This window comes from Pseudomonas sp. S4_EA_1b (assembly GCF_016307435.1).
Lineage (GTDB): Bacteria > Pseudomonadota > Gammaproteobacteria > Pseudomonadales > Pseudomonadaceae > Aquipseudomonas > Aquipseudomonas rhodesiae.
The window spans coordinates 25,416-48,310 of sequence record NZ_JAEILC010000047.1 but is presented as its reverse complement, the minus strand read 5'-3'; the positions used below and the strand labels follow the sequence as shown (position 1 = coordinate 48,310).

The window sequence follows — 22,895 nt, the reverse complement described above, 5'->3', positions numbered from 1 at the left end:
GACTATTTCGCGTTGCGGCTCAGCCAGTGTTGCGCAAGGATGCGAGCCTTGGTATCCGCCTCGAACACCGCACCCAGATCGCCGACCGCCACGACAGGTTCCAGACTCAGCACGTCCTCGATGATACTCGCGATCTGCGGGAAGCGGATGCGCCGTTCGAGAAACGCTGCTACGGCCACTTCGTTGGCCGCATTGAGCATCGCCGGCGCACTGTTACCTGCCTCGGCCGCTTGCCGCGCCAGGCGCAGACAAGGAAAGCGCTGCTCGTCCGGCGCTTCGAAATCCAGGCGAGCCACTGCAAACAGGTCCAGTGGGGCCACACCGGAATCGATGCGTTCCGGCCACGCCAAGGCATTGGCAATCGGCGTGCGCATATCGGGATTGCCCAATTGGGCCAATACCGAACCGTCCACATAATCGACGAGAGAATGAATCACACTTTGCGGATGAATCACCACCTCGACCTGATCAGGGCGCGCATCGAACAGCCAGCATGCCTCGATCAGCTCCAGGCCTTTGTTCATCATGCTGGCCGAATCTACGGAAATCTTACGCCCCATCGACCAGTTAGGATGGGCGCAGGCTTGGTCGGGAGACACATGCTCCAATTCGACCAGCGGTGTTTGCCGGAACGGACCGCCCGAGGCAGTGAGTAGAATCCGCCGCACGCCGACCTGACTCAAACCTCGCGCAAAATCACCCGGCATACACTGGAAAATAGCATTGTGCTCACTGTCGAGCGGCAGCAGCACCGCACCGCTCTTGCGCACGGCCTGCATAAAAAGCGCACCGGACATTACCAGCGCTTCTTTATTGGCCAGCAGGATTTTCTTGCCCGCATCCACTGCCGCAAGAGTCGGTCGCAGGCCCGCCGCACCGACGATAGCCGCAACCACCGTGTCGACCTCGGCATCCGCCGAAACCTGGCACAGCCCCTCCTCCCCCACCAACACTTGAGTGGCGAGCCCGGCCGCGCGCAGATCAGCCTGCAAACCACGCGCCGCGATGGGCTCAGGCACCACGGCATAGCGCGGTGCATGGCGTACGCACAACGTCAGCAACTCGCTGAGGCGCGTAAAACCTGTAAGCGCGAAGACCTGGTAACGATTCGGGTGGCGCGCGATGACATCCAAGGTGCTTAATCCCACCGAGCCGGTCGCCCCCAGCACGGTGACCTGCTGCAAGCGGCTCACGAAGCGGTCATCCACAGCAACACGGCAAAGATCGGGATGGCGGCGGTAAGACTGTCAATACGATCAAGCACGCCGCCATGCCCTGGCAGCAGGTTACTGCTGTCCTTGATACCGGCTTGGCGCTTGAACATGCTTTCAGTAAGGTCACCGACCACCGAGATGAAGACCACGATTGCGGTGCCCAGCAAGGCTAGGACAATTTCTTTTCCCGACCACCCACGCACCACGCCGACCACCAGCGCGATGGCCAGGGTCAATGCCAGGCCGCCGTACACACCTTCCCAGCTCTTGCCAGGACTGACGGCCGGGGCCAGCTTACGCTTGCCAAAGGCTCGACCCGAGAAGTAGGCACCAATATCAGCCCCCCAGACCAACACCATCACCGCCATGATCAGCCAGTTACCCATTGGCGAGTTCTTGATTTCCACCAACCCCTGCCAGGCTGGCAACAGAATCAACAGGCCAATCACCAGCTTGCTGGCGACACTGGACCACTGGCTGCTGGTGCGCGGATAAGTCAGCACCAGAAAGGTCGCCAGCGCCCACCACAGTACCGCGGCGCCCAACACCCATGGCACCACGATGCTCGACAGGGTATGCATCAGGAACAACAGCAGCGCCACGACCGCGGCGTAGGCCACGCGGGGCAACTGAGCAGTGAAACCGGCCAGACGCGCCCATTCCCAGGCACCCAAGGTCACGACCAGGCCAATAAACAGCGCAAAACCGGAACCATCGAGCAGGAAAAACCCACACAAGGCGATCGGTAACAGGATCAGAGCAGTGATGATTCGTTGTTTTAGCATTTAAACCCGGGCTCCAGCTTCGATCTGCTCGCTCGTTTTACCGAAGCGACGCTGACGAGAAGCGAAATCGGCCAGTGCAGTGCGCATGGCATCGTGTTTGAAGTCCGGCCAGAACAGGTCGGAGAAGTACAACTCGGTGTAAGCCAGCTGCCACAACAGGAAATTACTGATGCGGTGCTCGCCACCGGTGCGGATGCACAAGTCCGGCAACGGCAGGTCGCCGGTGACCAGGCAGGTTTGCAGCAATTCGGGCGTGATGTCGTCCGGTCGCAGATGACCGGCCTGGACTTCGCGAGCCAACCGCTGCGCAGCCTGGGCGATGTCCCATTGGCCGCCGTAGTTAGCTGCAATCTGCAACACAAAACGGTCGGCTCCGGCGGTGATGGCCTCAGCTTCGCGCATGGCCGCTTGCAGCTCCGGGTGGAACCGCGAGCGATCACCAATAATGCGCAGGCTGATTTTGTTGTCGTTGAGACGCTTGGCCTCTCGACGAAGGGCCTTGAAGAACAGATCCATCAACGCGCTGACTTCTTCGGCGGGGCGCTGCCAGTTCTCACTGGAGAACGCGAACAACGTGAGCACCTCCACCTTGGCCTCGGCACACACCTCAATCACCGCCCGCACCGCATCGACACCCGCTTTATGCCCGGCAACACCCGGCATAAAGCGTTTCTTCGCCCAGCGATTATTCCCATCCATGATGATCGCGACATGGCGCGGCACCACGGAGGGCACAGTCTGCTTGGTCTTTTCCATGAAGGCGTCCTGACCCTTTATACGGCCATCAGGTCCTTTTCTTTTTCTTCGGTTGCCTGAGTGATCTTCGCCTCGGCTTCCTTGGTAAGCTTGTCGATATCGGCGACGGCACGACGCTCTTCGTCTTCGCTGATTTCCTTGTCCTTGACCAACTTCTTCAGTTCGCCCAAGGCATCACGACGAATGTTACGCACAGCAACGCGCGCATCTTCTGCCGCGCTGCGCGCCTGCTTGGTGAAGCCCTTACGGGTTTCTTCGGTCAAGGCAGGCATGGAGATCAGCAACAACTCGCCCAGGTTGGTCGGGTTGAGATTCAAACCGGCACTCTGGATCGCCTTGTCGACGGCCGCAAGCATGTTGCGCTCGAAGGCCACGACCTGCAGGGTCCGCGAATCTTTGACGGTGACGTTGGCTACGCTGCTCAGCGGCGTATCTGCGCCGTAATACGGCACCATCACACTGCCCAGGATGCTCGGGTGAGCCTTGCCGGTACGAATCTGGCCGAATGCGTGGCTCAGAGACTCCAGGGATTTCTGCATACGCGCTTGGGCGTCTTTCTTGATTTCATTGATCATTGTTGGCCTTCCTCGATCAGAGTCCCTTCCGCACCGCCATGTACGATATTCAGCAGGGCGCCGGGCTTGTTCATGTTAAATACGCGCAGTGGCATCTTGTGGTCGCGGCACAGGCAAATAGCCGTCAGGTCCATCACACCCAGCTTGCGATCCAGCACTTCATCGTAGGTCAGATGATCGAACTTCTCGGCATGCGGGTCTTTGAATGGATCTGCGGTGTACACACCATCCACTTTGGTGGCCTTGAGCACCACGTCTGCATCGATTTCGATAGCACGCAGGCAAGCCGCCGAATCCGTGGTAAAGAATGGGTTACCTGTGCCGGCGGCGAAGATCACCACTTCTTTGGAGTTCAGGTGGCGCATGGCTTTACGACGATCATAGTGATCGGTCACGCCCACCATGGAGATCGCCGACATCACGATGGCTGAGATGTTGGCGCGCTCCAGAGCGTCGCGCATGGCCAGAGCGTTCATCACAGTGGCCAGCATCCCCATGTGGTCACCGGTGACCCGATCCATACCGGCAGCACTCAGTGCCGCGCCACGGAAAAGATTGCCACCGCCAATCACCAGGCCCACTTGCACGCCAATGCCGACCAGTTGGCCAACTTCCAGCGCCATGCGGTCGAGCACCTTGGGATCAATCCCAAACTCTTCCGAGCCCATCAGGGCCTCGCCGCTGAGCTTGAGTAGAATGCGTTTATAGCGAGCCTGATAACCACTGCCCTGCTGAGCCATTGCGAATCTCTCCTGCGGCGTATTTTTCAAAAATTCTTGGCGAGCCGTTTACGGCTTGCGTTCACTCTAGCTGGACGCTATCACAGCGCCATCGGAACACGGCTTTGTAAGCCAGTTCCGAAAGGAAACCAAATAAAATTGGCCTTCCCATTTGAAAAGAGGCTGCGCGCGTGAGCGGGCAGCCTCTTTCGGGCGACAGTTAAAACTGTCTTATTGCTTGGCGGCAGCCAGCTGGGCAGCAACTTCTTCAGCGAAGTTGTCGACCGGCTTCTCGATGCCTTCGCCTACTTTGAAGTAAGTGAAGGAAACGATTTCAGCGCCGGCTTTTTTAGCCAGCTCGCCAACCTTGATTTCAGGGTTCTTGACGAACGCCTGCTCAACGAGGCTCGCTTCGGCCAGGAACTTGCTGATACGGCCTTTAACCATATTCTCAACAATGTTTTCTGGCTTGCCTTTGATTTTTTCTTCGTTCAGCTGCAGGAACACAGCTTTTTCACGCTCGATGGCTTCGGCGGATACTTCCGAAGGCAGCAGGAACTCAGGGTTGCTGGCTGCGACGTGCATCGCGATGTCTTTGGCCAGCTCAACGTTGCCGCCCTTCAGGACAACCGCAACACCGATCTTGTTGCCGTGCAGGTAACCACCCACTACATCACCCTCAACGCGGACCAGACGACGGATGTTGACGTTTTCGCCAACCTTGCCGACCAGTACCAGACGGGCAGCTTCTTGAGCTTCGATCAGAGGCTCGACAGTGGTCAGCTTGTCAGCGAACGCTTTTTCAACGCTATCGGCAACGAATGCTTTGAAGTCGTCCTGCAGAGCCAGGAAGTCGGTCTGGGAGTTCACTTCCAGCAGAACGGCGGATTTGCCGTCTTCTTTCAGAGCGATGGCGCCTTCAGCGGCAACGTTGCCTGCTTTCTTGGCAGCCTTGATGGCGCCGGAAGCACGCATGTCATCAATGGCTTTTTCGATGTCGCCGCCAGCCTTGGTCAAGGCTTTTTTGCAATCCATCATGCCTTCGCCGGTACGCTCGCGCAGTTCTTTAACCAACGCTGCAGTAATCTCTGCCATTTCAAAATCCTCTTGGATAGGTTTTCAACCATTCCACCCGATTAAACGGGCGATCAATTCTTCTCGAACCACCCCTTGTAGGCCGCTGCACGTTACAGATGATGTAGCTGCGCTGCCGACAAATGGTTTTCGAGGGGGCAAAAAGGGGGCCAAGCCCCCTTTTTGCTTACTGAGTCAACGCCAGGGCGTCAATTACTCAGCGGCAGCTACCGGAGCTTCTTCAACGAACTGCTCGGTACCACCAGCAACGTGGTTGCGACCACGGATTACAGCGTCAGCCATCGAACCCATGTACAGCTGGATAGCGCGGATTGCGTCATCGTTGCCTGGGATGATGTAGTCAACGCCTTCCGGGCTGCTGTTGGTATCGACTACGCCGATAACAGGGATGCCCAGCTTGTTGGCTTCGGTGATCGCGATGCGCTCGTGATCAACGTCGATAACGAACAGTGCGTCAGGCAGACCGCCCATGTCCTTGATACCACCCAGGGAACGATCGAGCTTTTCCAGGTCACGGGAGCGCATCAGCGCTTCTTTCTTGGTCAGCTTGGCGAAAGTACCGTCTTCGGCTTGTACTTCAAGGTCACGCAGACGCTTGATGGAAGCACGGATGGTTTTGAAGTTGGTCAGCATGCCGCCCAACCAGCGGTGGTCGACGTACGGCGAACCGCAACGTGCTGCTTCTTCAGCAACGATCTTGCCAGCGGAACGCTTGGTACCGACGAACAGAATCTTGTTTTTGCCCTGGGCCAGACGCTCTACGAAAGTCAGCGCTTCGTTGAACATTGGCAGGGTTTTTTCAAGGTTGATGATGTGGATCTTGTTACGCGCGCCGAAAATGTATTTACCCATTTTCGGGTTCCAGTAACGGGTCTGGTGACCGAAGTGCACACCGGCCTTCAGCATATCGCGCATGTTGACTTGGGACATGATAGTTCCTTAATAAGTCGGGTTTGGCCTCCACGTATCCCAATGACCAACCAGCGGCATCAAGGCCTCCGGCACCCAGGTCATCGTGTCGACACGTGTGTGGATTTAAGCTTTTCGGGGTATCCCCGGAAAGCGGCGCATTTTATACCACACGAAGGGCGAAAACGAAACCTGCAATCACAACTGCCTTGAAGGCCACTCGCGCAACCCTTTGAATTGAGTCCGGATACCCTCACCCTATAGAGAGAAGCGATCGTCAGACCCTCATGACTTGAGAGCATCGTCTGTTAGAATCGCGTTTTTCAGGGCTTGTGCGAATTCTGTAACCTTTTGTCGCACACCCGTAAACCGTTTTGATTTCAGCGCCTCGCGCTAGAGAGAGCCTGTATGACCGTTACTTTGAAAACCGCCGAAGACATCGCCGGCATGCGCGTTGCCGGCAAACTGGCGGCCGATGTGCTGGAAATGATTGCCGAACACGTCAAGCCCGGCGTCACCACCGAAGAACTCGACCGAATCTGCCATGACTACATCGTCAATGTGCAAAAGGCTATCCCTGCCCCGCTCAACTACAAAGGCTTTCCCAAGTCGATCTGCACATCGATCAACCATGTGGTCTGCCACGGCATCCCAGGCGACAAGCCGCTCAAGGACGGCGACACGCTGAACATCGACGTCACCGTGATCAAGGATGGCTATCACGGCGATACCAGCCGCATGTTCCACGTCGGCACCGTGCCGGTCTGGGCCGAGCGCCTGTCCCAGGTCACCCAGGAATGCATGTACAAAGCCATCGAGATCGTCAAACCTGGCTGCCGCCTGGGCGACATCGGCGAAGTGATCCAGAAGCACGCTGAAAAGAACGGCTTTTCGGTGGTTCGCGAGTTCTGTGGCCACGGCATCGGCAAGGTGTTCCACGAAGAACCGCAGATCCTGCACTACGGCCGCGCTGGCACTGGCATGGAACTCAAGGCCGGCATGACCTTCACCATCGAGCCGATGATCAACCAGGGCAAGGCCGACACCAAGGTGCTGGGCGACGGCTGGACCGCTATTACCAAAGACCGCAAGCTTTCGGCCCAGTGGGAACACACACTACTGGTCACCGAAACCGGCTACGAGATCTTCACCCTGCGCTCGGACGACACCATCCCGCGCGTGTCGGCGTAATTCAAGGCTGCGTTGGTTTTCCCAAACGGTGTTGTGACTGACTCATAGATAGAAAGGAAAGCCGATCGATGCCCCAGGTGGATCCCGAACTCTTCGACCGTGGCCAGTTCCAGGCCGAGCTGGCACTGAAGTCGAGCCCTATCGCCGCGTTCAAAAAAGCCATTCGCCAAGCCCGCGAGGTGCTCGATGAGCGCTTTCGCAAGGGCCGGGATATCCGCCGGCTGATCGAGGACCGCGCCTGGTTCGTCGATAACATCCTGCAAAAGGCCTGGGAACAGTTCACCTGGAGCACTGACGCCGACATCGCCCTGGTGGCGGTCGGCGGCTACGGTCGCGGCGAATTGCACCCCTACTCCGACATCGACCTGCTGATCCTGCTGGACAGCGCAGACCATGAGATCTTTCGCGACTCCATCGAGCGTTTTCTCACACTGTTGTGGGATATCGGCCTGGAAGTCGGCCAGAGCGTACGGTCGGTGGACGAATGCGCCGAAGAGGCCCGTGCCGACCTCACCGTGATCACCAACCTCATGGAAAGCCGCACCATCGCCGGCCCCGAGCGCCTGCGCCAGCGCATGCTCGACGTCACCAGCACGGCGCACATGTGGCCGAGCAAGGATTTCTTCCTGGCCAAGCGCGCCGAGCAGAAAGCCCGGCATCACAAGTACAACGACACCGAGTACAACCTGGAACCCAACGTCAAGGGTTCACCCGGAGGGCTGCGGGACATCCAGACCATTCTGTGGGTGGCCCGTCGCGAATACGGCACCCTGAACCTGCGCGCCCTGGCCGGCGAAGGCTTCCTGGTGGAAAGCGAGAATGCGCTGCTGGCCTCCTCCCAGGAGTTCCTGTGGAAAGTGCGCTACGCCCTGCACATGCTTGCCGGGCGCGCCGAAGATCGTTTGCTGTTCGACCATCAGCGCTCCATCGCCTCGCTGCTGGGGTTTGAAGGCGAAGACGCCAAGACCAGTATCGAAAGCTTCATGCAGCAGTACTACCGCGTGGTCATGAGCATTGCGCAGCTGAGCGACCTGATCATTCAGCACTTCGAAGAGGTGATCCTGGCCCCCGAAGACGAAGCGCCGCCGCAACCGATCAATGCGCGCTTCCAGTTGCACGACGGTTATATCGAAGCACGCAGCGACAATGTGTTCCGCCGCACGCCGTTCGCGATGCTGGAAATCTTCGTGCTGATGGCCCAGCAGCCGGAAATCAAAGGCGTGCGCGCCGACACCATTCGCCTGCTGCGGGAAAACCGCTACCTGATCGACGAAGACTTCCGCAACGATATCCGCAACACCAGCCTGTTCATCGAGCTGTTCAAATGCAAGATCGGCATCCACCGCAACCTGCGCCGCATGAACCGTTACGGCATCCTCGGGCGCTATTTACCGGAGTTCGGTTTTATCGTCGGGCAAATGCAGCACGACCTGTTTCATATCTATACCGTCGATGCGCACACCCTGAACCTGATCAAACATCTGCGTAAGTTGCAGTACACCCAGGTATCGGAAAAATTCCCGCTGGCCAGTAAGTTGATGGCCAAACTGCCCAAGCCTGAGCTGATCTACCTGGCCGGGCTGTACCACGACATCGGCAAGGGCCGGCACGGCGATCACTCGGAAATCGGCGCCGTCGATGCCGAGGCGTTTTGCCAGCGTCACCAATTGCCGTTGTGGGACAGCCGCCTGATTGTCTGGCTGGTGCAGAACCACCTGGTGATGTCGACCACTGCCCAGCGCAAGGACTTGTCCGATCCGCAGGTGATCCATGATTTCGCCCAGGTGGTCGACGATGAAACCCGCCTCGACTACCTGTACGTGCTCACCGTCTCCGATATCAACGCCACCAACCCCACTCTGTGGAATTCATGGCGCGCCAGCCTGCTGCGTCAGCTGTACACCGAGACCAAGCGCGCCCTGCGCCGTGGCCTGGAAAACCCAGTGGACCGCGAAGAGCAGATCCGCCGCACCCAAAGTGCGGCCCTGGACATCCTCGTACGCGGCGGCAACGACCCGGACGATGTCGAGCAACTGTGGTCGCAGTTGGGGGACGATTACTTCCTGCGCCACACCGCCGGCGATGTCGCCTGGCACACCGACGCCATTTTGCAGCAGCCTGCCGATGGCGGCCCGCTGGTGTTGATCAAGGAAACCACCCAGCGCGAGTTCGAGGGCGGCACGCAGATTTTCATCTATGCACCGGACCAGCACGACTTCTTCGCCGTGACCGTGGCCGCCATGGACCAGCTCAACCTGAACATCCACGACGCGCGGGTGATCACTTCCAGCAGCCAGTTCACCCTCGACACCTACATCGTGCTCGACACCGATGGCGACTCGATCGGCGACAATCCGGCGCGGGTGAAGAAAATCCGCGAAGGCCTTACCGAAGCCCTGCGCAACCCCGACGATTACCCCACCATCATCCAGCGTCGGGTCCCGCGCCAGCTCAAGCACTTCGCCTTCGCGCCCCAGGTCACCATCTCCAACGATGCCCAGCGCCCAGTCACCGTGCTGGAACTGAGCGCGCCGGACCGTCCGGGCCTACTGGCGCGCATCGGCGGGATTTTCCTGGAGTTCGACCTGTCGTTGCAGAACGCCAAGATTGCGACCCTGGGCGAGCGCGTGGAGGACGTGTTCTTCATTACCGATGCCGACAACCAACCGTTATCCGACCCCGAGCTGTGCCGACGCTTGCAGGAAGCCATCGTCCAACAGTTGAGCGTGCCCCAGGAGCCGGGCGTTGAACTGACGCGCCTGACGATTTGATACCAGGGGCGGCCCACCGCCCCCTTCGCCGTTTTTAACGCCTTGCACGAGATCCACCGATGAACAACGCCCTGAACCAGCTCCAACCCTACCCGTTCGAAAAGTTGCGCGCCCTGCTGGGCAGCGTGACACCGAACCCGGCGAAGCGCCCGATTGCGCTGTCCATTGGCGAGCCCAAGCACAAATCCCCGCAGTTCGTGGCCGACGCCCTGGCTAATAACCTCGACCAGATGGCGGTGTACCCGACCACCCTAGGCATTCCCGCCTTGCGCGAGGCCATCGGCGCCTGGTGCGAGCGGCGCTTCAATGTACCCAAGGGGTGGCTCGATCCGGCACGCACTATTTTGCCGGTCAACGGTACGCGGGAAGCCTTGTTTGCCTTCACCCAAACCGTGGTCAATCGCAGTGACGACGCACTGGTGGTGAGCCCGAACCCGTTCTACCAGATCTATGAAGGCGCCGCGTTCCTCGCCGGGGCCAAGCCGCACTACCTGCCGTGCCTGGACAGCAATGGCTTCAACCCAGACTTCGACGCGGTTTCGCCGGATATCTGGAAACGCTGCCAGATCCTGTTTCTGTGCTCCCCGGGCAACCCGACCGGCGCGCTGATTCCAGTCCAGACCCTGAAAAAACTCATCGCCCTGGCCGACGAATATGATTTCGTGATCGCCGCCGACGAGTGCTACAGCGAGCTGTATTTCGACGAGCAAACCCCGCCGCCGGGCCTGCTCAGTGCCTGCGTGGAACTGGGTCGCCAGGACTTCAAGCGTTGCGTGGTGTTCCACAGCCTGTCCAAGCGCTCCAACCTGCCGGGGCTGCGCTCCGGCTTCGTGGCCGGTGACGCCGATATCCTCAAAGGTTTCCTGCTGTATCGCACCTATCATGGCTGCGCAATGCCAGTGCAAACCCAGCTCGCCAGCATCGCTGCGTGGCAGGACGAGGCCCATGTGCTGGCCAACCGTGACCTGTACCGCGAAAAGTTCGAAGCCGTGTTAGCCATTCTCCAGCCGGTACTGGACGTGCAGGCGCCGGACGGCGGGTTCTACCTATGGCCGAATGTGCAGGGTGACGACGCTGCGTTCTGCCGCGACCTGTTCGTGGAAGAACATGTGACGGTGGTGCCGGGCTCGTACCTGTCGCGAGAAGTGGACGGGGTCAACCCTGGGGCCGGTCGAGTGCGCCTGGCGCTGGTTGCGCCGCTGGCCGAGTGCGTGGAGGCAGCGGAGCGGATTCGCGATTTCATTCAGCGCCGTCGTTAAGCCAGACGCATCGAGAGCCCGAGGGATGGCAATCCTTCGGGCACCCAATGCTCAGTATTCCAAGCCAATGGGCAGTGATAGCACTTACTTCACCGGCCCCAGGTTCGCTTCACTCATGTCCAGTTCCGCCAACACTTCCCTCAAAACGTCATCACCAATTTGGTGATGACGGCTCAAACTGTATAACTCCAGACGCTGGGCTCGAAGGGCCTTGAGGCGTAATTTTCGCTCCAGCAGGTCCATCTGCTGCGCCAGCGCTTGAGCTTCGGCCGAATCATTGAATACCTCCAACTGATGACGATATTCCGACATCAGGCGCGCTTTAAGCTCGGTGGCCAATGCGGCTTGAGTAGCGTCCTGGCTCTCGCTCTCGGGCGGCTCCTCGGCCTCAAGGGCGTGGATCGCAGCCACGGCCGTCTTTTTCCACGCTTCGCGCACTTCCTTGTGGCGTTTTTCGTCCGGGCTTTTTTCGATGCCCTTTAATAAAAGCGGCAACGCAATACAGGCAGCGATCAGCGACAGCAGAATCACGCCGGCAGCAATGAAGATCAGCAGGTCGCGCTCGGGGAAATCCTTGCCCGGCGCCAGCAGCAGCGGCACCGACATCACACCGGCCAAGGTCACGGCACCGCGGACACCGCCGACGGTCAACAACCAGCAGGACCGGGCAGTCGGTACCAATGTCAGTTCACTTTTCCCACGCAAGCGCCGCAACAGGCCCGACAGGCGCCAGATGCTTTGCACCCAGATAAAGCGCAAAACCACCAGCACCAGAAAGATCGCGATCACGTCCAGGCAGCGATACAGCAAGGTAGGCCACAGCGTCGACTCATGACTCACCACAGCCTTGACGATGTCGGGTAACTGAAGGCCCAACAGCAGGAAAATCAGGCCATTAAAGGCGAACTCCAGCAACGACCACACGCTGCGGTTGAGTAGGCGCGTGCTGGTCTGGCGCGGCAGCAGGTCGAGCCAGCTTTGCATCATCCCTGCCGCTACCGCAGACAAAATCCCCGACGCCCCCAGGCGTTCGGCCAGCACATAGGCGGCGAATGGCAACAGCAACATAAACACCACATGGGTCGCGGGATCGTCCCAGCCCCGCGCGATCATCCAAGCCCGCAACCGACCGACCACCCAGCTCAAAGCGACGCCCACCGCCAAGCCACCAAGGGCGACCAGCACGAAGGTCAGGCTGGCATCCGCCAGGGAAAAAATCCCGGTCAACGCCGCTGCCAGGGCGAACTTGAAGGTCACCAGGCCCGACGCGTCATTCATCAAGGCCTCGCCCTGCAGCATGTGCATCAGCGGGGTCGGCAACCGATTCTGGGAAATGGCCGACACCGCCACGGCGTCCGTCGGCGACAACACGGCCGCCAGGGCGAAGGCCACCGGCAGCGGGATCGTAGGCAATATCCAGTGGATGAAGTAACCGGCGCCGACCACGGTAAACAGCACCAGCCCCACTGCCAGCGTCAGGATCGGGCCGCGCAGGCGCCACAATTCACGTTTGGGCATGCGCCAACCATCGGAAAACAGCAGTGGCGGCAGGAACAGAAACAGAAACAACTCCGGGTCCAGGGCTACATGCAGCCCCAACGTGGGCCAGGCCAGCAAAGCGCCGGCGGCAATCTGCACCAAGGGCAACGGTAGGGGAATAACACGCCCGACCAGGCGCGAAGCACTGACCAGCATCAGCAGGATAAGAACGGTGTAGGCGGTTTGCATAAGGCGGGGTTCCCGGACAATCGACTCGCAACGACACACATCAGGCAACAACTCGCCGTTGAAGTGCCATATTAGCCGCCTATGCTGCGCGATGGCTTTTGCACAAAAGTCGCACGGTGCTGACGAGCGGCACCCAAATGCGCTGGGCGTGGCATAATCCCAGACCTTTGACTTTCATCAGCACACTCCATCGGATCAGAGGGGGGCAATTCCTTGACCGCTTCAAGCAAAACGTTGCACCTTTTCGGTATCAAAGCCTGCGACACCATGAAAAAGGCACGTACCTGGCTCGATGAGCACGCCGTGAATTATGAGTTCCATGACTACAAAACGGCCGGTATCGACCGTGAACACTTGACCCAATGGTGCAACGAGCACGGTTGGCAAGTGGTGTTGAACCGCGCGGGCACCACCTTTCGCAAACTCGAAGACGAACGCAAAGCCGATCTCGATCAGTCGAAAGCCATTGAATTGATGCTCGCGCAACCCTCGATGATCAAGCGCCCGGTGCTGGATCTCGGAGACAGAACCCTGATTGGCTTCAAGCCAGACATTTATTCGGCGGCCCTCAAGTAGGCCAGCCCTTTTATTTTTGTAGAGGTAACAGCATGTCCCATTCCCTGTTCAGCCTGGGCTTCGGCGTCGGCACTCAGAACCGCCAAGGCGCTTGGCTGGAAGTGTTCTACGCACACCCCTTGCTCAACCCGTCGGCTGAAATCGTCGCGGCCATCGCACCGATCCTCGGTTACAGCGAAGGCAACCAAGCCATCACCTTCACCGTCACCCAGGCCCTGCAACTGGCGGACGCACTCAAGGGCGTCGACGCGACCCAGGCCGCGCTGCTCAGCCGTCTGGCCGAAAGCCATACGCCGCTGGTCGCCACCCTGCTAGCCGAAGACGCCGCACTGACCTCCACGCCTGAGGCCTACCTCAAGTTGCACCTGTTGTCCCATCGCCTGGTCAAGCCCCACGGCCTGAGCCTGGCCGGCGTGTTCCCGCAACTGCCGAACGTGGCCTGGACCAGCCAGGGCGCGATCGACATCAGCGAATTGGCCGAGCGCCAACTGGAAGCGCGCCTGCGTGGCGAGCTGCTGGAAGTGTTCTCGGTGGACAAGTTCCCGAAAATGACCGATTACGTGGTGCCAGCCGGTGTGCGTATCGCTGACGCCGCGCGCCTGCGCCTGGGCGCCTACGTGGGCGAAGGCACCACCGTGATGCACGAAGGCTTCGTCAACTTCAACGCCGGCACCGAAGGCCCGGGCATGATCGAAGGCCGCGTGTCGGCCGGCGTATTCGTCGGCAAGGGCTCGGACCTGGGCGGCGGTTGCTCCACCATGGGCACCCTGTCGGGCGGCGGCAACATTGTGATCAAGGTCGGCGAAGGCTGCCTGATCGGCGCCAACGCCGGTATCGGTATCCCATTGGGCGACCGCAACACCGTGGAGTCGGGCCTGTACGTGACCGCCGGAACCAAAGTCGCCCTGCTCGACGAGCAGAACCAACTGGTCAAAGTGGTCAAGGCACGCGAGCTGGCCGGCCAACCGGACCTGCTGTTCCGTCGTAACTCCGAGACCGGTGCCGTGGAGTGCAAAACCCACAAATCGGCCATCGAACTGAACGAAGCGCTGCACGCTCACAACTAAGCAGCCACTCGATGCCACTAGTGGGCCGCGCCTTCGCGGTGCGGCCCGCTTATACGAGTCTTGATCATCATGCTTGTGCCCTCCCCCTGGCGCGCCGATTTCCCGGCCATCGCCACCCTGCAACGGCAGGACCAGACCTATCTGGACAACGCCGCCACCACTCAAAAACCCCAGGCGCTGCTGGATGCGATCAGCCATTACTACGCCAATGGCGCAGCCAATGTGCACCGCGCCCAACACTTGCCCGGCGCCCATGCGACCCAGGCTTTCGAAGACAGCCGCAGCAAGGTTGCACAGTGGTTGAACGCAGGTGATAGCGGGCAAATAGTGTTTACCCATGGCGCGACGTCTGCGCTGAACCTCTTGGCCTATGGCCTTGAGCACTTATTCACAACGGGCGATGAGATCGTCATCAGCGCCTTGGAACACCACGCCAATCTGCTGCCGTGGCAGCAACTGGCCAAACGTCGCGGCTTGGAGTTGGTGGTATTGCCGCTCAATGCCGACGGCGTGATCGATGTTGAAGCCGCAGTCGGACTGATCGGCCCCCGCACGCGCCTGCTGGCGGTGAGCCAGTTATCCAATGTACTGGGGGCCTGGCAACCGCTGGAAACCTTGTTGGCGATGGCCCGGACCCATGGCGCCCTGACCGTGGTGGATGGAGCCCAAGGCATCGTCCATGGTCGGCATGATGTGCAGGCCCTGGGCTGTGATTTCTATGCATTCTCCAGCCACAAACTGTACGGCCCCGACGGCGTTGGCGTGTTGTTTGGCCGCAATGACGCCCTGCACCACTTGCGCCACTGGCAATTGGGCGGCGAGATGGTGCAGCACGCGGACTATCACAGCGCCAGTTTCCGCCCGGCGCCCCTGGGTTTCGAAGCGGGAACGCCGCCGATCGCGGGAGTGATCGGCCTGGGCGCGACCCTGGACTACCTCAGTTCACTGGACCCACAGGCGGTTCTCGCCCACGAAGCCGCTCTGCATGATTACCTGCTGCGCGGCCTGAAGGCCCGCAACGGCGTGCGCGTGCTGGGTTCGCCGCAGGTTGCGCTGGTCAGCTTTGTGGTCGACGGCATCCATAACGCCGACCTCGCGCACTTGCTCACCGAGCAAGGAATTGCCGTACGCGCCGGCCATCACTGCGCAATGCCCCTACTCAAGGCGATGCACTTGTCGGGGGCGATCCGTGTGTCCCTGGCGCTGTACAACGATTCCGACGATCTGGAGCGCTTTTTCGAGGCCCTGGACCAAGCGCTGGATATGCTGCGATGACTCTGCCCGTTGATGCCGTAGAGGCGCTTGAAGCGTTTCAAGCCGTCGGCAGCTGGGAGCAACGCGCGCGCATGCTGATGCAGTGGGGCGAGAGGCTGCCGGCCTTGGCGGATGAAGATAGGGTCGACGCCAATCTGGTGCAGGGCTGTGAAAGCCTGGTGTGGTTGGTTGGCCGTTTGGAGAACGGTCATTGGCAGTTTGCCGCCAGCAGCGATGCGCGAATGATTCGTGGGTTGGTGGCACTGCTGCTGGCGCGAGTCAACGGGTTATCGACTGCTGAGTTGCAGGGGGTCGACTTGCCCGACTGGTTCAATCAACTCGGGCTTTCCCGCCAACTGTCGCCGTCGCGCAGCAATGGCTTGAATGCAGTCCTGCAGCGCATGCGAACCCTAAGCCAGACACAGAACTAAATGTGAGAGGGCCGGTGCGAGGATTGGACTTGCCCCCGATAGCGGCGGGTCAGTCAGTTATTCAGTGCCTGACACCCTGCAATCGGGGGCAAGCCCCCTCCCACATTTTGATTTGTGCAAGGCCGTGAGATTCAGGTGGGTTTGACCCGCTCCGAGGGCCTGCGCACTCCCGCCACAATTTTGTCCACCGCTTTGGTCGCGGCCACCATGCCGAAGGTGGCCGTGACCATCATCACCGCGCCAAATCCTCCGGCGCAGTCCAGCTTCACGCCATCGCCGACAAAACTCTTCTGCAAACAGATGCTGCCGTCTGGTTTGGGATAGCGCAGTTGCTCGGTGGAAAACACGCACGGCACGCTGTAATGGCGAGTCACGGTGCGGGAGAACCCATAATCGCGGCGCAGCGTGGAGCGGACTTTGGAGGCCAGCGGGTCGTTGAAGGTGCGGTTCAAGTCGCAGACTTGGATCAGCGTCGGGTCGATCTGCCCGCCGGCACCGCCAGTGGTGATGATCTGGATTTTGCGGCGCTTGCACCAGGCAATCAGCGCGGCTTTGGCGTTGACGGCGTCGATGCAGTCGATCACGCAATCGATGTTGGGCGTGATGTACTCGGCCATGGTGTCGCGGGTGACGAAGTCCGCCACCGCATGCACGGTGCAGTCCGGGTTGATGCCGCGCAGGCGTTCGGCCATAACCTCGACCTTGGGCTTGCCCACGGTGCTGTCCAAGGCGTGCAACTGGCGATTGCTGTTGCTGACGCAGACATCGTCCAGGTCAAACAGCGAAATTTCGCCCACCCCGCAGCGGGCCATGGCTTCGGCCGCCCAGGAACCCACGCCGCCCACGCCGACGATCGCCACATGGGCCGCTTTCAAGCGTTCCAGGCCCTCAATGCCATACAAGCGGGCAACGCCTGCAAACCGCGGATCTTCTGTACTCATGACCATCACCCCAAAAACCGGCGCGCATTATAGGGCTACGCAGCGACAAGTTTTAAGCTACAAGCTACAAGTTAAGAACTTAGATGTACTTTCGCTGCCCAATGTCCGGTTTTTCTCGGCTTGCTGTACGGTCAGGGAAAGGCCGGTGTAGGATGCGCGCCGTTCGGCGCAGCCCGGCACCTCATTTCGTTCCACACCCTTTGGAACCCGCATAACCATGGCATCGCGTAAATTTGGACTCAACCTGGTGGTGGTGTTGGCAATTGCCGCGCTATTCACCGGTTTCTGGGCGCTGATCAATCGCCCGGTCTCAGCCCCCAACTGGCCTGAACAAATCTCCGGTTTTTCCTACTCGCCGTTCCAACAAGGCCAGTACCCCCAGAAAGACCAATACCCCACCGACGAACAGATGCGTCAAGACTTGGCGATCATGAGCAAGCTGACGGACAACATCCGCACCTACTCGGTCGACGGCACCCTGGGGGATATCCCCAAACTGGCGGAAGAATTCGGCCTGCGGGTGACCCTGGGGATCTGGATCAGCCCGGACCTGGAGCGTAACGAACGCGAAATCCAGCGCGCCATCGAGATCGCCAACAACTCGCGCAGCGTCGTGCGCGTGGTGGTGGGCAACGAAGCGTTGTTCCGTGAGGAAATCACGCCCGAGGCGCTGATCGTGCTGCTGGACCGTGTGCGCGCTGCCGTCAAAGTACCGGTAACCACCTCCGAGCAATGGCACATCTGGGAACACAATCCACAACTGGCCAAGCACGTCGACCTGATCGCCGCGCACATCCTGCCGTATTGGGAACATATTCCGGTGGATAAGGCCGGCCAATTCGTACTCGACCGCGCCAAGGATCTGAAGAAGACCTTCCCGAAAAAGCCGCTGCTGCTGTCGGAAGTCGGCTGGCCGAGCAACGGGCGCATGCGCGGTGGGGCTGACGCGTCCCCGGCCGACCAGGCCATTTACCTGCGCACGCTGGTGAACAAGCTCAACCGCCAAGGCTACAACTACTTTGTGATCGAGGCGTTCGACCAGCCGTGGAAGGCCAGCGACGAAGGCTCGGTCGGTGCGTATTGGGGCGTGTTCAACGCCGCGCGCCAGCAGAAATTCAACTTCGAAGGACCGGTGGTGGCGATTCCGCAATGGCGCGTGCTGGCTATCGGTTCGGTGGTGCTGGCGCTGCTGTCCCTGACCCTGCTGATGATCGACGGCTCGGCCCTGCGCCAGCGCGGCCGCACGTTCCTGACCTTTATTGCGTTCCTGTGCGGTTCGGTGCTGGTATGGATCGGCTACGACTACAGCCAGCAATACAGCACCTGGTTCAGCCTGACCGTGGGCTTTTTGCTGGCGCTCGGCGCCCTTGGCGTGTTCATCGTGTTGTTGACCGAAGCCCACGAACTGGCCGAAGCGGTATGGACCCACAAGCGTCGGCGTGAATTCCTGCCGGTGGTCGGCGATTCGGACTACCGCCCAAAAGTATCGATCCATGTGCCGTGCTACAACGAGCCGCCGGAGATGGTCAAACAGACCCTCGACGCCCTGGCCGCGCTCGATTACCCGGACTACGAAGTCCTGATCATCGACAACAACACCAAGGACCCGGCCGTGTGGGAACCGGTGCGCGACTATTGCGCCACCCTCGGGCCGCGCTTCAAGTTCTTCCACGTCGCGCCCCTGGCCGGTTTCAAGGGCGGTGCGTTGAACTACCTGATTCCGCACACCGCCAAAGACGCCGAAGTGATCGCCGTGATCGACTCGGACTACTGCGTCTCGCCCAACTGGCTCAAGCACATGGTGCCGCACTTCGCAGACCCGAAAATCGCTGTGGTGCAGTCGCCGCAGGATTATCGCGATCAGAACGAAAGCACCTTCAAGAAGCTCTGCTATGCGGAATACAAAGGCTTCTTCCATATCGGCATGGTGACCCGCAACGACCGCGACGCGATTATCCAGCACGGCACCATGACCATGACCCGCCGCTCGGTGCTCGAAGAACTGGGCTGGGCCGACTGGTGCATCTGTGAAGACGCCGAACTGGGCCTACGGGTATTCGAGAAAGGTCTGTCGGCGGCGTATTACCACGACAGCTACGGCAAAGGTCTGATGCCGGATACCTTTATCGACTTCAAGAAGCAGCGCTTCCGCTGGGCCTACGGCGCGATTCAGATCATCAAGCGTCACACCGCCAGCCTGCTGCGCGGCAAGGACACCGAACTGACCCGTGGCCAGCGCTATCACTTCCTGGCGGGCTGGTTGCCTTGGGTGGCGGACGGCATGAACATCTTCTTTACGGTCGGCGCGCTGTTGTGGTCGGCGGCGATGATCATCGTACCGACCCGGGTCGACCCGCCATTGCTGATTTTCGCGATTCCGCCGTTGGCGCTGTTCGTGTTTAAGGTGGGCAAGATCATCTTCCTGTACCGCCGTGCGGTGGGCGTGAACCTCAAGGACGCGTTCTGCGCGGCCCTGGCCGGGCTGGCGTTGTCCCACACCATCGCCAAGGCGGTGCTGTATGGCTTCTTCACCACCAGTATTCCGTTCTTTCGTACACCGAAAAACGCGGATAACCACGGCTTCTGGGTCGCGATTTCCGAAGCCCGCGAAGAAATGTTCATCATGCTGTTGTTGTGGGGCGCCGCGCTGGGGATCTACCTGGTGCAGGGCCTGCCGAGCAATGACATGCGCTTCTGGGTGGTGATGCTGCTGGTGCAGTCCCTGCCGTACGTGGCGGCGCTGATCATGGCGTTCTTGTCGTCGCTGCCGAAACCGGCGCCGGCGCCACAGCCCGCTCCGACCGCGTAAAAACTTGCGCAATGCACTAAACGGCGGCCTCTGGCCGCCGTTTTGCTATAAGATAACGGCCGTTTTGTCTGCCCGCCCTGCTCTTCCAAACATGCTTTCCGGAGTTTTCCCATGACGGCCCATGCCGACCTTTCGCCCACCCTTCAACTTGCCATCGACCTGATCCGCCGCCCCTCGGTGACGCCGATCGACGCCGATTGCCAGAAGCTGATGATGCAGCGCCTGGGCGACGCCGGCTTCAAACTTGAGCCGATGCGCATCGAAGACGTGGACAATTTCTGGGCCACCCACGGTAAGCATGAAGGCCCAGTGCTGTGCTTCGCAGGCCACACCGACGTGGTCCCGACCGGCCCGGTGCAGGCCTGGCAGAACGACCCGTTCGACGCCTTGATCGACGAAAACGGCATGCTCTGCGGGCGTGGTGCAGCCGACATGAAAGGCAGCCTGGCGGCGATGTTGGTAGCGTCCGAGCGCTTCGTCGCCGATTACCCGGACCACAAGGGTTCGGTGGCCTTCCTGATCACCAGCGATGAAGAAGGCCCGGCACACCACGGCACCAAAGCCGTGATCGAACGCCTGGCAGCGCGCAAGGAGCGCCTGGACTGGTGCATCGTCGGCGAACCGTCAAGCACCACGCTGGTCGGCGATGTGGTCAAGAACGGCCGTCGCGGCTCCCTCGGCGCGACCCTGACCGTGCGCGGCGTGCAAGGCCACGTGGCCTATCCGCACCTGGCGAAGAACCCGATCCACCTGGCCGCGCCGGCCCTGGCCGAACTGGCCGCCGAGCATTGGGATGACGGCAACGCGTTTTTCCCGCCCACCAGTTTCCAGATTTCCAACCTCAATTCCGGCACCGGCGCCACCAACGTGATTCCCGGCGAGCTGACGGCGGTGTTCAATTTCCGTTTCTCCACCGAGTCCACCGTGGAGGGTCTACAGCATCGCGTTGCGCAGATTCTCGACAAGCACGGCCTGGACTGGCACGTGGAATGGGCGCTGTCGGGTCTGCCGTTCCTGACCGAACCGGGCGCCCTGCTCGATGCCGTATCGGCCAGCATCAAGGCAGTCACCGGTCGCGAGACCCAGGCGTCCACCAGCGGCGGCACTTCCGATGGCCGCTTCATTGCGACCCTCGGCACCCAAGTGGTCGAGCTGGGGCCGGTCAACGCGACCATCCACCAGGTCAATGAGCGCATTCTGGCCAGCGACCTCGATGTGCTGACCGAAATCTATTATCAGACCCTGATCAAGTTGCTCGCCTGATGCTCGCCTGCCCCCTTTGCAGCGCCCCGCTCAACGCGGTGGACAATGGCGTGGCGTGCCCGGCCGGGCACCGTTTCGACCGGGCACGCCAGGGTTACCTGAACCTGTTGCCGGTACAGCACAAGAACAGCCGTGACCCGGGTGACAACCTGGCCATGGTCGAGGCGCGTCGCGACTTCCTCAACGCCGGGCACTACGCCCCGGTGGCCAAACGCCTGGCCGAACTGGCCGCAGACCGTGCGCCGCAGCGCTGGGTGGACATCGGCTGTGGCGAGGGCTACTACACCGCGCAAATCGCCGAGGCCCTGCCCCATGCCGACGGCTACGCGCTGGATATCTCCAAGGAAGCGGTCAAACGTGCGTGCAAGCGCAACCCGGCGCTGACCTGGTTGATCGCCAGCATGGCCCGCGTGCCGTTGGCCGACGCCAGTTGCCAGTTCCTGGCCAGCGTATTCAGCCCGTTGGACTGGCAGGAAGCCAAGCGCCTGCTAAGCCCTGGCGGCGGCTTGATGAAGGTCGGTCCTACCAGTGGTCACCTGATGGAGCTGCGTGAACGTCTGTACGACGAAGTGCGCGAATACACCGACGACAAGCACCTGGCCCTGGTGCCGTCGGGCATGAGCCTGGCGCACAGCGAGATCCTGGAATTCACACTGAGCCTGGCCGATCCCAAGGACCGCGCCAACCTGCTGGCCATGACGCCCCATGGCTGGCGGGCCAGTGCCGAGCGCCGCGCCGAAGTGATCGAGGCGGCCGAGCCGCTGAAGGTCACGGTGTCGATGCGCTACGATTATTTCGTACTTCAATAACCGACTTTATTTTCGCGAATGGATTTTCGAATCCCGCAACGAGGAACATCCATGCGCCAACCCGATATCGAGATTTACCTGAAGGACGCCGACGTCGACCACAAAGCCATCGCCGCCTGGCTGGGCGCGGCCCTGGGGCCATGCAGCGACTGGGTCCAGAAAGGCCAGACCTACAAGTGCAAGGCCGGCAACGTGCCTGTCACCTGGCTGCCCAAGGCCGTCGGCAAGTGGAACAGCCTGTACCTGGAAAGCGACCAGACCCCATGGGACGACGACATCGCCTGCGCCCGCGCCGCATTTGCCGCGCTGAACGTTGAAGTGCGCTGCGCGCCGGGCACGTGGGTCGAGGAAGAAGGTGAAGAAAGTGCCGACATCTGGATTCGCATCAGCGCAGACGGCGAAGAGCAGATTACTTGGAGGACGGGTTGAAAAGCAGCTTCAAGCTGCAAGCGGCAAGCTGCAAGCCAAAGCGCTTGTAGCTTGCCGCTTAAACCTGCCACTCAGCCTATAGGCCGACCACATCCTCGGCCTGCAAGCCCTTCTCGCCGCTCACCACGGCGTATTCCACCTGCTGGCCCTCGGCCAGGGAGCGGTGGCCTTCACCGCGAATGGCGCGGTAGTGCACAAACACATCCTTGCCATCTTCACGCTGGATAAAGCCATAGCCCTTTGCATCGTTGAACCACTTCACATTGCCGGTTTCGCGCGTTGCCATCTGTTTACTCCCACTTCGGTTTTTATTA

General features: G+C 60.4%; 21 protein-coding genes. 11 read left to right on the top strand and 10 right to left on the bottom strand.

All coding sequences use genetic code 11. The annotated features are described in order from the left end of the window. Positions 1-2: 2 nt before the first annotated feature. From ispC to rpsB, 7 genes are all read right to left on the bottom strand, one after another. Positions 3-1,193, bottom strand: a complete 1,191-nt coding sequence (gene ispC, locus YA0848_RS16865; protein ID WP_034096243.1) for a 1-deoxy-D-xylulose-5-phosphate reductoisomerase — start codon at positions 1,191-1,193, stop codon at positions 3-5. Next, on the bottom strand, positions 1,190-1,999 hold the full coding sequence (locus YA0848_RS16860; protein WP_034096242.1) for a phosphatidate cytidylyltransferase: 810 nt from the start codon (positions 1,997-1,999) through the stop codon (positions 1,190-1,192). Before YA0848_RS16860 ends, ispC begins: the two co-directional genes overlap by 4 nt. Then, positions 2,000-2,755, bottom strand: coding sequence for a polyprenyl diphosphate synthase (gene uppS, locus YA0848_RS16855; protein WP_047881544.1), 756 nt, complete (start codon positions 2,753-2,755; stop codon positions 2,000-2,002). Positions 2,756-2,772: 17 nt separating this feature from the next. Beyond that, positions 2,773-3,330 (bottom strand): ribosome recycling factor, encoded by a 558-nt coding sequence (gene frr, locus YA0848_RS16850; RefSeq protein WP_034096240.1) that lies wholly within the window; start codon positions 3,328-3,330, stop codon positions 2,773-2,775. Further along, entirely contained in the window at positions 3,327-4,070 is a 744-nt protein-coding gene (gene pyrH / locus YA0848_RS16845; RefSeq protein WP_003189161.1) for a UMP kinase, read from the bottom strand. The genes frr and pyrH overlap by 4 nt, the downstream gene beginning before the upstream one ends. A gap of 210 nt (positions 4,071-4,280) precedes the next feature. Beyond that, entirely contained in the window at positions 4,281-5,144 is an 864-nt protein-coding gene (gene tsf, locus YA0848_RS16840; RefSeq protein ID WP_034096239.1) for a translation elongation factor Ts, read from the bottom strand. A gap of 192 nt (positions 5,145-5,336) precedes the next feature. Beyond that, positions 5,337-6,074 carry a 30S ribosomal protein S2 gene (gene rpsB, locus YA0848_RS16835; RefSeq protein WP_003189158.1) on the bottom strand — a complete coding sequence of 246 codons (738 nt, stop codon included), beginning with the start codon at positions 6,072-6,074 and terminating at the stop codon, positions 5,337-5,339. A gap of 387 nt (positions 6,075-6,461) precedes the next feature. Here rpsB and map point away from each other — a divergent pair, with 387 nt between their 5' ends. From map to dapC, 3 genes are all read left to right on the top strand, one after another. Further along, positions 6,462-7,244, top strand: coding sequence for a type I methionyl aminopeptidase (map, locus tag YA0848_RS16830; protein ID WP_034096238.1), 783 nt, complete (start codon positions 6,462-6,464; stop codon positions 7,242-7,244). 68 nt (positions 7,245-7,312) lie between these two features. Beyond that, positions 7,313-10,015 carry a [protein-PII] uridylyltransferase gene (locus YA0848_RS16825; protein WP_099312711.1) on the top strand — a complete coding sequence of 901 codons (2,703 nt, stop codon included), beginning with the start codon at positions 7,313-7,315 and terminating at the stop codon, positions 10,013-10,015. Positions 10,016-10,074: 59 nt separating this feature from the next. Beyond that, positions 10,075-11,274, top strand: a complete 1,200-nt coding sequence (dapC, locus tag YA0848_RS16820; RefSeq protein WP_034096236.1) for a succinyldiaminopimelate transaminase — start codon at positions 10,075-10,077, stop codon at positions 11,272-11,274. A gap of 84 nt (positions 11,275-11,358) precedes the next feature. Here the strand turns inward: dapC and YA0848_RS16815 are convergent, their stop codons facing one another. Continuing rightward, positions 11,359-13,002, bottom strand: coding sequence for a Na+/H+ antiporter (locus tag YA0848_RS16815; protein ID WP_169903671.1), 1,644 nt, complete (start codon positions 13,000-13,002; stop codon positions 11,359-11,361). 267 nt (positions 13,003-13,269) lie between these two features. Here YA0848_RS16815 and YA0848_RS16810 point away from each other — a divergent pair, with 267 nt between their 5' ends. The 4 genes from YA0848_RS16810 to YA0848_RS16795 all read left to right on the top strand — a co-directional run bounded on the left by YA0848_RS16810 (position 13,270) and on the right by YA0848_RS16795 (position 16,330). Beyond that, positions 13,270-13,578: an arsenate reductase gene (locus tag YA0848_RS16810; protein ID WP_231980866.1), complete on the top strand. Its 309-nt coding sequence runs from the start codon at positions 13,270-13,272 to the stop codon at positions 13,576-13,578. Positions 13,579-13,610: 32 nt separating this feature from the next. Then, positions 13,611-14,645: a 2,3,4,5-tetrahydropyridine-2,6-dicarboxylate N-succinyltransferase gene (dapD, locus tag YA0848_RS16805; RefSeq protein WP_034096233.1), complete on the top strand. Its 1,035-nt coding sequence runs from the start codon at positions 13,611-13,613 to the stop codon at positions 14,643-14,645. A 69-nt stretch (positions 14,646-14,714) separates the two neighbouring features. Then, positions 14,715-15,920: an aminotransferase class V-fold PLP-dependent enzyme gene (locus YA0848_RS16800; RefSeq protein WP_034112161.1), complete on the top strand. Its 1,206-nt coding sequence runs from the start codon at positions 14,715-14,717 to the stop codon at positions 15,918-15,920. Further along, positions 15,917-16,330, top strand: a complete 414-nt coding sequence (locus YA0848_RS16795; RefSeq protein ID WP_169903669.1) for a SufE family protein — start codon at positions 15,917-15,919, stop codon at positions 16,328-16,330. The genes YA0848_RS16800 and YA0848_RS16795 overlap by 4 nt, the downstream gene beginning before the upstream one ends. 131 nt (positions 16,331-16,461) lie before the next feature. On the opposite strand, the gene tcdA is transcribed toward YA0848_RS16795, so the two are convergent. Beyond that, positions 16,462-17,271 (bottom strand): tRNA cyclic N6-threonylcarbamoyladenosine(37) synthase TcdA, encoded by an 810-nt coding sequence (gene tcdA / locus YA0848_RS16790; protein WP_052198936.1) that lies wholly within the window; start codon positions 17,269-17,271, stop codon positions 16,462-16,464. A 217-nt stretch (positions 17,272-17,488) separates the two neighbouring features. Between tcdA and YA0848_RS16785 the strand changes: the two genes are divergently transcribed. From YA0848_RS16785 to YA0848_RS16770, 4 genes are all read left to right on the top strand, one after another. Then, positions 17,489-20,080, top strand: coding sequence for a glycosyltransferase (locus YA0848_RS16785; RefSeq protein WP_169903668.1), 2,592 nt, complete (start codon positions 17,489-17,491; stop codon positions 20,078-20,080). Positions 20,081-20,191: 111 nt separating this feature from the next. Next, on the top strand, positions 20,192-21,343 hold the full coding sequence (gene dapE, locus YA0848_RS16780) for a succinyl-diaminopimelate desuccinylase (RefSeq protein WP_034096228.1): 1,152 nt from the start codon (positions 20,192-20,194) through the stop codon (positions 21,341-21,343). After that, complete coding sequence (locus YA0848_RS16775; RefSeq protein WP_184316372.1) at positions 21,343-22,152, top strand: putative RNA methyltransferase; 810 nt, start codon at positions 21,343-21,345, stop codon at positions 22,150-22,152. Before dapE ends, YA0848_RS16775 begins: the two co-directional genes overlap by 1 nt. Positions 22,153-22,203: 51 nt before the next feature. Then, entirely contained in the window at positions 22,204-22,581 is a 378-nt protein-coding gene (locus YA0848_RS16770; RefSeq protein ID WP_034096226.1) for a hypothetical protein, read from the top strand. A gap of 76 nt (positions 22,582-22,657) precedes the next feature. Here YA0848_RS16770 and YA0848_RS16765 read toward each other — a convergent pair whose 3' ends face one another. After that, a complete protein-coding gene (locus YA0848_RS16765) occupies positions 22,658-22,867 on the bottom strand; it encodes a cold-shock protein (protein WP_024073812.1) in 210 nt (69 codons plus the stop codon). Positions 22,868-22,895: the final 28 nt, after the last annotated feature.